The organism is Bradyrhizobium sp. 142, assembly GCF_023074015.1.
Lineage (GTDB): Bacteria > Pseudomonadota > Alphaproteobacteria > Rhizobiales > Xanthobacteraceae > Bradyrhizobium.
In genome coordinates, this window is the sequence record NZ_JADPKQ010000533.1 from 1 (window position 1) to 11,172 (window position 11,172).

Consider the following 11,172-nt stretch of genomic DNA (forward strand, 5'->3'; position numbering starts at 1 on the left):
TCTCGCGATGACGCCCTTGCGCTTCGCTAACCCTTCGCCGCCATCAGGCTGGGTAAAGGACTTCCACCTCCAAGCTGTCGAACATGCTCGGCACACCAAAAAAAGCGCGGGGCTAGGCCCCGCGCTTTTCGAAACCTGCCTGTCTCCGAGACTACTCGTTGACGGCGGCGGGACGGTCCTGCTTCTTCTCGACGATACGGGCCGACTTGCCGCGGAGATTGCGAAGGTAATAGAGCTTGGCGCGACGGACCTTGCCGCGGCGCACCACCTTGATCGAGTCGATCATCGGCGACATCACCGGGAATACGCGCTCGACGCCCTCGCCGTACGAAATCTTGCGGACGGTGAAGCTCTCGTTGAGGCCACCGCCGGAACGGCCGATGCAGACGCCTTCATAGGCCTGCACGCGGGTGCGGTCACCTTCGACGACCTTCACGTTGACGATCACGGTATCGCCGGGGCCGAATTCCGGAATGACCTTGCCGGCGGAGAGCTTGTCGAATTGCTCTTGTTCGAGCTGCTTAATCAGGTTCATGGGTAATCTCCATCCGCGCGCCCAGCCTTGGAAACGGGGGCTGCGCAAAATTCGTCTATCCAGCCATTGCGGATTTGGCCGCTGCTATAAGGCAAGCCGGAGCGTTTGTCACCCGTCTGTCGTGCTTTTTGGCGTTTTTTGGCCGCGAGCCCGATTCGGGTCCTTCGTCCGCAAATCTGGCCGCCGAGCCGCCGTTAGAGCCTCGGATTCCGCCCGCCGCCAGGCCGCGACCTTCGCATGGTCGCCCGAAGTGAGGATTTGCGGGATCGGAACCCCCTCGAACAGCTGCGGGCGGGTATATTGGGGATATTCCAGCAGGCCATCGGAGAAGCTTTCCTCGGTTCCCGAGGCCTCCTTGCCCATGACTCCCGGCAACAGCCGGACGCAGGCATCAATCAGCGCCATGGCCGCGATCTCGCCCCCGGACAGCACGTAATCGCCGATCGAGACCTCCTCCAGGCCCCGCTGGTCGATGACCCGCTGGTCGACCCCCTCGAACCGTCCGCAGACGATCAGGGGACCGGGAGCCTGGGCAAGTTCCACGACCCGGGCCTGGGTCAATGGCCGACCGCGCGGGCTCATGAGCAGGCGGGGTCGCCGTTTTGACAGATCCTGGCCGATCTCGGCGGCATCGATCGCGGCGGCCAGAATATCCGCCCGCAGCACCATGCCCGGACCGCCGCCGGCCGGGGTGTCGTCGACGCTGCGGTGGCGGTCGGTGGCAGAGGCCCGGATGTCCCGCGCCTCCAGTTCCCAAAGCCCGGACCCCAGCGCCCGGCCGGCCAGACTCACGCCGAGCGGTCCCGGAAACATCTCCGGAAACAGCGTCAGCACCGTCGCGCGCCAGGGTGAGGGGTTGGTCATCGCAAACAGCTTACCCAAAACCACGAGCTGTGGTTATGAGTCTCGGCCTGCGCCTGGACGACTCGTGGAAGGGCCTTCGTCCTCGTCATCACCCTCGATCTCCTGCGGCAGCGTGACCACGACGCGTCCGCCGGCAATATCGACCTCCGGCACCACCGCGTTGGTGAACGGCAGCAACATCGTCGCGCCCTTCGGCGGCGCGATCTCGATGATGTCGCCGGCGCCGAAATTATGGATAGCGAGCACGCGGCCGAGCGCTTCGCCGGCCGTGGTGACGGCGGCGAGCCCGATCAGGTCGGCGTGGTAATATTCATCCTCATCGGTCGCCGGCAGCTTTTCGTGCGCGACATAGAGCTCGATGCCGTTGAGGCGTTCGGCCTCATCGCGGGTCGTGACGCCCTTGAACGTCGCGACCAGATGATCCCTGGCCTCGCGCGCCGTTGCTACCTCGAACTGGCGCTTGCCGTCCTTGGAGACCAGCGGCCCGTAGCGCCGTACGGCCAAGGGATCTTCGGTGAAGGTCCACAATTTGACCGCGCCGCGCACACCATGCGCGGCGCCGATCCGCGCGACGCAGATCAGCGCCGACATGGGCTGGCCTTAGCCCTTCGCAGCGGCTTCGGCCTGCGCCTTGCGCTCCTTGCGCGGCACGGCCTTCTCCGGATTGCTGCGCGCTTCGCGCTTCTTGACGCCGGCAGCGTCGAGGAAGCGCGACACGCGGTCCGAGGGCTGCGCGCCCTTGGCGAGCCAGGCCTTCACCTTGTCCATGTCGAGCTTCAGCCGGGTCTCGTTGTCCTTCGGCAGCAGCGGGTTGAAATAGCCGAGACGCTCGATGAAGCGGCCATCGCGGGGGAAGCGCGAGTCGGCGACGACCACGTGATAGACGGGGCGCTTCTTGGTGCCCGCGCGCGCGAGGCGAATAACGACTGACATGTTGGTCTCCTGAGTAGCTGTTAAATCAAAGGTTGGTTTGGTTCGTCATTGCGAGCGCAGCGAAGCAATCCAGAAATTTTTCCGCAGAAACGGTCTGGATTGCTTCGCTGCGCTCGCAATGACGGGGCGAGATCACTTCTTCTTCCCCAGTCCAGGGAAGCCGCCGAGCCCGGGCAGGGTCGGCTTGTTGCTGAGGCCCGTGAGCCCCGGCACATTCGGAAGACCCTGGCGCAGACCCGGGGGCAGATCTTTCGGCAGGCTGGGCAAGCCCTGTCCGCCGCCGCTCTGCATCTTTTCCTGCAACGCCTTCATCTCTTCCGGCGAAGGCGGCTTCATGCCACCGCCAAAGCCCATGGCTTGCGCGATGCCGGCGAGCGGGCCGCGCTTGCCCGAGCCCATGGCCTTCATCACGTCGGCCATGTTCCGGTGCATCTTGAGCAGTTTGTTGACCTGCTCGACACTCTGGCCGCTTCCAGCGGCGATGCGCTTCTTGCGGCTGGCCTTGAGCAAATCGGGATGACGGCGCTCGTCACGCGTCATGGAATCGATCACGGCGACCTGGCGCTTCAAGATCTTGTCGTCGATGCCGGCCGCCGCGATCTGGTTCTTCATCTTGGCGATGCCGGGCATCATGCCCATCAAGCCGCTGATGCCGCCCATATTGGCCATCTGCAACAGCTGCTCGCGCATGTCGTTGAGGTCGAACTGGCCCTTGCGCATCCGCTCAGCGGTGCGCGCGGCCTTTTCAGCGTCGATGTTGGCGGCGGCACGCTCGACCAGCGACACCACGTCGCCCATGCCGAGGATGCGGCCCGCAATACGGTCGGGATGGAAATCTTCCAGCGCGTCGGTCTTTTCACCGGTGCCGATCAACTTGATCGGCTTGCCGGTGACGGCGCGCATCGACAACGCGGCGCCGCCACGGCCATCGCCGTCCACGCGGGTCAGCACGATGCCGGTGAGGCCGACGCGCTCGTCGAAGGCGCGGGCGAGGTTGACGGCGTCCTGGCCGGTGAGGCTATCCGCGACCAGCAGCACTTCATGCGGATTGGCGGCAGCCTTGATGCTTGCTGCTTCCGCCATCATCTCTTCGTCGAGCGTGGTGCGGCCGGCGGTGTCGAGCAGTACGATGTCGTAGCCGCCAAGCTTGCCGGCCTCGAGCGCGCGCTTGGCGATCTGCTGCGGCTGCTGGCCGGCGACGATCGGCAGGGTCGGAATATCGAGATCGCGGCCGAGCACGGCCAGCTGCTCCATCGCCGCCGGGCGATAGATATCGAGCGAAGCCATCAGCACCTTGCGCTTGTCGCGCTGGACCAGGCGGCGGGCGAGCTTTGCGGTAGTCGTCGTCTTGCCCGAGCCCTGCAGACCGACCATCATGATCGGCACCGGCGGCACGGAATTGACGTCGATGGTCTGGCTTTCGGCGCCGAGCATGTTGATCAGCTCGTCATGGACGATCTTGACCACCATCTGGCCGGGCGTCACCGACTTCACGACGGTGGCGCCGATCGCCTGCTCGCGGACCCGCTCGGTGAAGCTGCGCACGACCTCGAGCGCGACGTCGGCTTCCAGCAGCGCGCGGCGCACCTCGCGCATCGCGGCATCGACGTCCTTTTCGGTCAGCGCACCTCGCCCCGTCAGACGATCGAGAATGCCGCCAAGCCGTTCCGACAGATTGTCGAACAATGCCGTTGTCCTTGCTACCCTCCCGATGGGAGGAACGCTCCGTTAATCGCCGCTGTCATGCCCCGGCTTGACCGGGGCATCCGGTACGCCGCGGCGTCTCGGTTCAAGCCGAGCTGCCTCTGGAATACTGGATCCCCCGCCCCAGTGCGCAATTGCGCACAAGGCGGGGGATGACCCTGAATGTGTCTTGGCGATTGCCCAAGACTTAGTTCCAAACACCTTTGCGCCCGAGGGCGCACAGCGCTGTCGGGCGTTGGCCTCTGGCCTCAAGGGCCAGTGGGCGGGTCGAAAAGAAAGCCTTTCCGAGAAAGTGCGGGGGTTAAACGCCCGTCCAGCCCGAAAGTCAAGGAAAGTTGGGGTACCGAGGCGCCTCTGGGAAGGCAAGGCTTTGAAAATGTGCTGCTTTTGGTCGCGGGTTCCATTCTCCAAGGTGTCGCCCATATTAGGCGAGATGCCTTACCTCGCGTATCGTCCCTGACCAGCCGTGCCGATCACCCGCCGCCGTATCTTCGGACTGCTTGCCGGCGGCGCCGCGCTGATCGGCGTTCCGTTCCTCTGGATGTCCCGCATGAAAACCTACGACGGACCCGCCTCCGACCATTTCAACGGTCTGCACTTCTTTGATCCGGACGGCGCGCCGCCAAGATCGCTTGGCGAGGTCCTGCGCTGGCAATTCGGCCGCGGGCGGCAACGCGCGACCTGGCCCGTGTGGGCGCCGAGCCCCCATGCCGACACGCCGCCGGCCCGCGTCGACGGCGGCAAGGTACGGCTCTCCTTCGTCGGTCATGCAAGCTGGCTGATCCAGACCGGCGGCCTCAACATCCTGGTCGATCCGGTCTGGTCGATGCGGGTCTCGCCGGTCAGCTTCGCCGGACCGAAACGGCACAACGATCCCGGCATCGCATTCGAGAAATTGCCGAAGATCGACGTCGTGCTGGTCTCGCACGGACACTACGATCATCTCGACGTCGCGACGCTGTCGCGGCTCGCCAAAAATTTTGCCCCGCGCATGGTCACGCCGCTCGGCAATGACGTCACGATGCGCAGCGCCGATGCCACCATCAAGGTGGAAGCGTTCGACTGGCACGATCGCGTCGAGCTCGGTGGCGGAATTGCCGTGACGCTGGTGCCGACCAGGCATTGGACGGCGCGCGGCATGTTCGATCGCAACAAGGCGTTATGGGCAAGTTTTGTGCTGGAGACGCCGGCCGGAAAAATCTATGTCGTCTGCGATTCCGGCTATGGCGAGGGCAGGCATTTCCGCCGCGTCGCCGCGGCGCATGGGCCGCTCCGTCTGGCGATCCTGCCCATCGGCGCCTACGAGCCGCGCTGGTTCATGCGCGACCAGCACATGAATCCGGAGGATGCGGTGAAGGCGCTCGCCGATTGCGGCGCGCAGGCCGCGCTCGGGCATCACCATGGGACGTTTCAGCTGACGGACGAAGCGATCGATGCGCCGGCCAAGGCGCTGGTCGAAGCGCTGGATGCCGCGAAGATTCCGCAGGAGCGGTTCATGGCGATGAAGCCGGGGCAGGTGGTGGAGATTTAGTCCAGCTCCACACACACGGTTCGTCGTCCCGGACAAGCGTGCCTCAGCGCGTGCAGATCCGGGACCCATAGCCGCAGGATCCAGTTTGGCGAAGACTCGGAGTTACCAGCTTCGCGTCACAACCACTTCCTGTGGTTATGGATCCCGGCCTTCGCCGGGACGACACTATTGTTGTTGCTCCAGCGTGCCTCTTGCGGCGCTCTACTTATTACTGCCCCTGCTTGATCGCCCAGCTCACATTCACCGTCACGGACAGCGTTTCCTCGCCCGGCGCAACCGCAGCCGGTGCGGCCATCGGCGCGGTGGCCATCCGCCCCTTGAACAGCGGCACCGGTCCGCCGCCCTCGGAAAGGCTGAGCGGCGCGCCGAGCGTGACGCCGGTGGCCTTGGCGTAGATCTCGGCCTTGCGGCGGGCATCGGCAACCGCCTGCTCGCGGGCATCGTCGAGCAACTTCGACGCCTGGGTCACCTCGAAGGAGATGTTGCCGATATCGTTGGCGCCGGCGCTGACCAGCGTATCGATGATGCCGGCCACCTTGGTCGCGTCGCGAATCTTCACGGTGACGCGGTTGCTGGCGCGGAAACCGACCACCGGCGAGGCGCCGCTACTGCGGTTCGGCGCGTATTGCGGCTGAAGCGACAGACGCGAGGTCTGGTAGTCCTTCTCGGCGATCCCGGCCCCCTTCAGCGCCAGCAGCACCTTGCCCATCGCCGCGTTGTTGGCGTCGGAGGCCTCCTTGGCCGACTTGGCGTCATTGGCGACGCCGGCGTCGATGTGCGCGAGGTCGGGCGCGGCGGACACCGTCGCTTCGCCGCTCACGGAGATGACGGCCGGAAAATCGTCGGCGAGCGCGGGCGTCGCAAAAAGCGTGGCGGCGAAAACGGCGGCAAGGGAAGCAAAAAGGGCAACAGGCTTCTTCATCAGTCTCACTTCAGCGGTACGAAAACATTGATCACGAGCTTGTCCTCGGCCGTCTTGAGAGGATCGGTCAGGTACTCCTCGATGAACGTGTCCTTGGCTTCGAGCTTCTTGTCGTCGAGGTGATTGGTGATCGCCTCATAGGTGTTGTCCATGTTGTCGTAGGAGCCACGATGGACGAATTTCAGCGCCTTGCCCTCCGGCGATTTGCCGACGCTCATGTCCTTGGGCAGGTTTTTCGGATCCTGCTCGACCGGGATTTCGGCGAGAAAGGTGAAGCCGGTATCGTCCGTCGAGGTATAGACGATCATCGAATTGCCGGCGTGCTTGATGCCCTGCTTGTCCAGGAGCGCATTCAGCGCCTTGAAAGCGTCGATCAGCGTGTCGAAGGCGGAATCCCAATTGGCAGTGCCCTTGACCATCACGACCTTCTTCGGCTCGAGCGCGGTCTCCTGGCCGAAGGGATCGGCGGTCTGCACCGGGGCGGGGGTGGCGGCCGCAGCGGCCGGCGGTGCTGGGCTGGGCGCCGGTGAGGCGCTGGCGGCAGGCGACGGCGTTGCCACAGGCGCAGGCGAAGCGCTCGCGGCCGGGGCACTCGCGGCCGGGGAGGGCGATGCCGACGGCGCCGGCGAGGGACTGGCCGAGGCCGCCGGCGCCGGGCTCGGGCTCTGTGCCAACGTGGCGAACGGACCAAACGACATGGCTGCTGCCGGGATCAGCGCGGCCAAAGCGAGACGGCAAAAGCGATTCATTCTATTCTCCCCAAAACCTTACGCACCAAGGCTTTAACCCGCCAAGGCTTTAACCCGCCAAGGCCTTAACCCACCAAGGCCTTAACCGGCCGCGCGTCCCGGCATGCGCGAACCGCGCCGTTCTAACACGCGAGCGCCGAATTCGTCCCATGACAGATGCGTCATGGGCGTGCGCGGCAAAGCACTGGCCAAGGCGCCCAGGATCGCCATATAAGGCACGCGAATTCAGGACTTTTCATGAGCGCGCTGGCCAACCACGCATTTGCTAAGATGAACGGCATCGGCAACGAAATCGTCGTTGTCGACATGCGCGATTCCGCCGCGCCGGTGACGCCGGACGACGCCCGCACGGTCGCATCGGCTCAGGGCGGCGTGGCTTACGACCAGCTCATGGTGCTCCAGAAGCCGCGGCTCGACGGCACCGAAGCCTTCATCCGCATCTACAACAATGACGGCTCGGAGGCCGGCGCCTGCGGCAACGGCATGCGCTGCGTGGTGCGGCGCATCTTCGAGAAGACCGGGCAGACCACGGTAACGTTCGAGACGCCGGCGGGGCTGCTCAATTGCTGGCAGGGCCCGGCGCCGGATCTCTACACCGTGGATATGGGCGCGCCCAGGTTCGGCTGGCAGGACATTCCGCTGGCGGAAGAGTTTCGCGATACCCGCTATATCGAATTGCAGATCGGGCCCATCGACAATCCGATCCTGCATTCGCCGTCAGCGCTGAGCATGGGCAATCCGCACGCGATCTTCTGGGTCGACGACGTCAATGCCTATGACCTCGAGCGCTTCGGCCCGCTGCTGGAGAATCACCCGATCTTCCCACAGCGCGCCAACATCACGCTCGCGCATATCGTCGATCGCGACCACATCACGATCCGCACCTGGGAGCGCGGCGCGGGCCTGACCAAGGCGTGCGGCTCGGCGGCTTGCGCGACTGCGGTGGCCGCGGCGCGCCTGAAGCGCACCGAACGCAATGTCGAGATCACGCTGCCCGGCGGCAAGCTCGGCATCGAATGGCGCGAGCGCGACGACCACGTGCTGATGACGGGCACGGCGACCTTCGAATATGAGGGCGCCTTCGATCCGGCGCTGTTCGCGCCGGTCGCGTGATGGGCGTCGAAGTCGTCACCTTCGGCTGTCGTCTCAATGCGTTCGAGGCCGAGGTGATCCGCCGCGAGGCGGAGGGCGCGGGGCTGTCCGATACCATCGTCATCAACAGCTGCGCCGTCACCAACGAAGCGGTAGCGCAGGCGCGCCAGTCGATCCGCAAGCTGAGGCGCGAGCGGCCCGGTGCGCGCATCGTCGTCACCGGCTGCGCCGCACAGACGCAAAGCCAGATGTTCGCCGGCATGACCGAGGTCGATCGCGTCGTCGGCAATGACGACAAGATGCGCGCATCGGCCTGGCGCGCGGCGCGCGATGCATTCGACATCGGCGCCGGCGAAAAGATCGCGGTCAGCGACATCATGGCCGTGAAGGAGATGGCGCCGCATCTCATCGGCGGCTTTTCCGCCGGCCTGCCGCGCGTGTTCGTGCAGGTGCAGAACGGCTGTGATCATCGCTGCACCTTCTGCATCATCCCTTATGGCCGCGGCAATTCACGCTCGGTGCCGATGGGGGCCGTGGTCGATCAGGTGCGGGCGCTTGCCGAGCGCGGCCATGCCGAAATCGTGCTCACCGGCGTCGATCTCACGAGCTACGGCACTGATCTTCCGGGCGCGCCCAGGCTCGGTATGCTGACCAAGCAAATCCTGCAGCATGTGCCGGAGCTAAAACGCCTGCGCATTTCCTCGATCGATTCGATCGAGGCAGATAGCCATCTGCTCGATGCCATCGCCGACGATCCGCGGCTGATGCCGCATCTGCATCTGTCGCTGCAATCCGGCGACGACTTGATCTTGAAGCGCATGAAGCGGCGGCATTCGCGCGGCGACGCAATCGCGTTCTGCGACGAGGTGCGCCGCCTGCGGCCGGACATCGCGCTCGGCGCCGACATCATCGCGGGATTCCCGACCGAGACGGAGGAGATGTTTTCCCGCTCGCTCGACCTCGTCGAAGAATGCGGCCTCACCTTCCTGCACGTCTTTCCCTATTCGCCGCGCCCCGGCACGCCGGCCGCGCGCATGCCGCAGGTCGCAGGTCCCGAGATCAAGCAGCGCGCGAGGCGGTTGCGGGCGGTGGGCGACGAGGCCTTGCGGCAGAGGCTGCAAGCCGAAATCGGCGCGAGGCGCGATGTGCTGATTGAGAGCGAAAGCCAAGGGCGGACGGAGCACTATCTGCCGGTAGCGATTGCGGGAGAGCGTGTGGGCAGTGTGGTGCCGCTCAGAATCAGTGGCAGCGATGGTGGGCGGCTCACGGTGTAGGTGCTGAGACGCCGTGCTTACCTGAATGTCGTCCCGGCGAAGGCCGGGACCCATACTGCGAGGTCTATCGAACGCGGACGGTTCTAACTAATCCCGAACGACCAGCCTTCGCCAAACTTCTCCCTGGGGTTATGGGTCCCGGCCTTCGCCGGGACGACATTGAGGATGTGGACGCGGCGTCGCCCAAACGGCCAACTTTAAGACGCTCGCACCTGCCAGAATCTCAGCGTGCGCCGTGCGTTCTCCGGCGTCATGCGGACAAAATTGCCTTGCGCCTTGGCCAGATCGGCTGGCTTCATCGCTCCGGTGGCGAACCGGCTTTCGAGCACGGCGGTCGTCGTCTCCCAGCTGAGCTGTGCCGCGCGGCAAGGCACCAGCAGTCCGTCCTCGCGCAGGCTCTGCATCAGCGGGCGAATGACCTCGATGGTCGATCCGGACAGCGCGGCCAAGGCAGCGACGGTTTCTTCATAGCGCCGCTGCGCGGCGAAACCGAACAGCGCCGCTTCGCTGAGCTGGCCGGCTCCCTTGAGATTTGCGATGGCGCGCTTGGCGCCTTCGAAATCGCGGACACCGGACATCTCGCGCTCGACACCGACGGTAACGGCCGCGATGGCGCTTTGGATCTCCTCGAACAGATGCGGCGGCGCGCGCGACAGCAGCCGCGCGCGAACGGCATCCGTGGCCGAGCGCACCAGCTGGCGGCGCAGCTCCGACGGCAGGTCGACACGCACCCCGACGCTCACGGCCAATTCCGGATCGGACTCGGACTGTGCGACGATGACGGCAAATCCTGCTCCCGAGACGCGCGCGCCGGGATTGGCGGCAATCCGCCGGCTGACGCTCGGATAGCGGCGCGCCAGCAGCGCGTCGGTGACGATCTCCTTCAGCCACCAGCGGCCGGCGACTGCGAGCAGATGCGGCTCGCCCTTGGACCTTGCGATCTGCACCAGTTCGCCATCGTCAAGACGCGCGGATTCCTGAAGCACGGGACCGGCAATGCGGATCTCGTCATTGTTGGCGAGACGGCGCATCACTGACGGCGGCGCCTGGGCAATCGGCGCGAGCTGCGTGCTGATCTCGGCCAGTGCAATGCGCGCGCCGATGTCGGCGATCGCGCGCAGCTCGATGGTGCCGATCAGGCGGTCGAGCACGTCATCGAATAGCAGGATCTGCTCGTCGTCGAAGCTTCCGGCGGATGACAGGAACAGGTCGGTGACGCGCCGGGCCGTTTCGAGGCCCTTTTCCGGCGAGCCAAGCCTGATCGCAGATTCGACCTCGTCGATGATTGATAACTCGGCCTTGGCCATGACGCGCGGCTCGTCCTGAGCGGATTGACGGAAGCTTGTTCTAAGCAACCGTTATCATTAGAGGCGAGCACTGAAGGTTTCGTAAACCACGGGGAGGGCGGCGGGCGGATAGCTTCGGCGAGATGCCGCCACGGAGGAAATGCGCTCCCTCCCCCGCTGGCGGCAGGGCTGTCCCGGGAATGATTCACTATGCCGCAGCGCATGCCCGGCAAATCCAGCGTGAACCGGATACTTTCTGGTTGTCGAGACACAGAAAAGGGC

The 11,172-nt window shown here is 65.1% G+C and carries 11 protein-coding genes; 3 read left to right on the plus strand and 8 right to left on the minus strand.

What is annotated here, in order from left to right; genetic code table 11:
• Positions 1-151: 151 nt before the first annotated feature.
• From rplS to ffh, 5 genes are all read right to left on the minus strand, one after another.
• Positions 152-535 (minus strand): 50S ribosomal protein L19, encoded by a 384-nt coding sequence (rplS, locus tag IVA82_RS47310; protein ID WP_148743948.1) that lies wholly within the window; start codon positions 533-535, stop codon positions 152-154.
• Positions 536-643: 108 nt separating this feature from the next.
• Positions 644-1,399 (minus strand): tRNA (guanosine(37)-N1)-methyltransferase TrmD, encoded by a 756-nt coding sequence (gene trmD / locus IVA82_RS47315; RefSeq protein WP_247391587.1) that lies wholly within the window; start codon positions 1,397-1,399, stop codon positions 644-646.
• Between the two features lie 33 nt (positions 1,400-1,432).
• Positions 1,433-1,990 (minus strand): ribosome maturation factor RimM, encoded by a 558-nt coding sequence (rimM, locus tag IVA82_RS47320; protein ID WP_247391588.1) that lies wholly within the window; start codon positions 1,988-1,990, stop codon positions 1,433-1,435.
• Between the two features lie 9 nt (positions 1,991-1,999).
• Positions 2,000-2,332, minus strand: a complete 333-nt coding sequence (rpsP, locus tag IVA82_RS47325; protein ID WP_143842481.1) for a 30S ribosomal protein S16 — start codon at positions 2,330-2,332, stop codon at positions 2,000-2,002.
• Positions 2,333-2,464: 132 nt separating this feature from the next.
• Positions 2,465-4,018 carry a signal recognition particle protein gene (ffh, locus tag IVA82_RS47330; protein ID WP_247391594.1) on the minus strand — a complete coding sequence of 518 codons (1,554 nt, stop codon included), beginning with the start codon at positions 4,016-4,018 and terminating at the stop codon, positions 2,465-2,467.
• 484 nt (positions 4,019-4,502) lie between these two features.
• Here ffh and IVA82_RS47335 point away from each other — a divergent pair, with 484 nt between their 5' ends.
• Positions 4,503-5,567 carry an MBL fold metallo-hydrolase gene (locus IVA82_RS47335; RefSeq protein ID WP_247391596.1) on the plus strand — a complete coding sequence of 355 codons (1,065 nt, stop codon included), beginning with the start codon at positions 4,503-4,505 and terminating at the stop codon, positions 5,565-5,567.
• A 208-nt stretch (positions 5,568-5,775) separates the two neighbouring features.
• On the opposite strand, the gene IVA82_RS47340 is transcribed toward IVA82_RS47335, so the two are convergent.
• On the minus strand, positions 5,776-6,489 hold the full coding sequence (locus tag IVA82_RS47340) for an SIMPL domain-containing protein (protein ID WP_247391598.1): 714 nt from the start codon (positions 6,487-6,489) through the stop codon (positions 5,776-5,778).
• Positions 6,490-6,494: 5 nt separating this feature from the next.
• Positions 6,495-7,238, minus strand: coding sequence for a GyrI-like domain-containing protein (locus tag IVA82_RS47345; RefSeq protein WP_247391600.1), 744 nt, complete (start codon positions 7,236-7,238; stop codon positions 6,495-6,497).
• 237 nt (positions 7,239-7,475) lie between these two features.
• Here IVA82_RS47345 and dapF point away from each other — a divergent pair, with 237 nt between their 5' ends.
• Together dapF and mtaB are read left to right on the plus strand one after the other, a co-directional pair.
• Positions 7,476-8,351 carry a diaminopimelate epimerase gene (gene dapF / locus IVA82_RS47350; RefSeq protein WP_247391602.1) on the plus strand — a complete coding sequence of 292 codons (876 nt, stop codon included), beginning with the start codon at positions 7,476-7,478 and terminating at the stop codon, positions 8,349-8,351.
• A complete protein-coding gene (gene mtaB, locus IVA82_RS47355) occupies positions 8,351-9,604 on the plus strand; it encodes a tRNA (N(6)-L-threonylcarbamoyladenosine(37)-C(2))-methylthiotransferase MtaB (protein ID WP_247391606.1) in 1,254 nt (417 codons plus the stop codon). The genes dapF and mtaB overlap by 1 nt, the downstream gene beginning before the upstream one ends.
• Before the next feature lie 197 nt (positions 9,605-9,801).
• On the opposite strand, the gene IVA82_RS47360 is transcribed toward mtaB, so the two are convergent.
• Positions 9,802-10,911 (minus strand): DUF2336 domain-containing protein, encoded by a 1,110-nt coding sequence (locus IVA82_RS47360; RefSeq protein WP_247391604.1) that lies wholly within the window; start codon positions 10,909-10,911, stop codon positions 9,802-9,804.
• Positions 10,912-11,172: the final 261 nt, after the last annotated feature.

Coding starts and splice junctions, on each gene's coding strand:
- rpsP (WP_143842481.1), bottom strand. CDS start 2,332: ATGTCAGTCGTTATTCGCCTCGCGCGCGCGGGCACCAAGAAGCGCCCC.
- rimM (WP_247391588.1), bottom strand. CDS start 1,990: ATGTCGGCGCTGATCTGCGTCGCGCGGATCGGCGCCGCGCATGGTGTG.
- trmD (WP_247391587.1), bottom strand. CDS start 1,399: ATGACCAACCCCTCACCCTGGCGCGCGACGGTGCTGACGCTGTTTCCG.
- dapF (WP_247391602.1), top strand. CDS start 7,476: ATGAGCGCGCTGGCCAACCACGCATTTGCTAAGATGAACGGCATCGGC.
- IVA82_RS47360 (WP_247391604.1), bottom strand. CDS start 10,911: ATGGCCAAGGCCGAGTTATCAATCATCGACGAGGTCGAATCTGCGATC.
- IVA82_RS47340 (WP_247391598.1), bottom strand. CDS start 6,489: ATGAAGAAGCCTGTTGCCCTTTTTGCTTCCCTTGCCGCCGTTTTCGCC.
- mtaB (WP_247391606.1), top strand. CDS start 8,351: ATGGGCGTCGAAGTCGTCACCTTCGGCTGTCGTCTCAATGCGTTCGAG.
- rplS (WP_148743948.1), bottom strand. CDS start 535: ATGAACCTGATTAAGCAGCTCGAACAAGAGCAATTCGACAAGCTCTCC.
- IVA82_RS47345 (WP_247391600.1), bottom strand. CDS start 7,238: ATGAATCGCTTTTGCCGTCTCGCTTTGGCCGCGCTGATCCCGGCAGCA.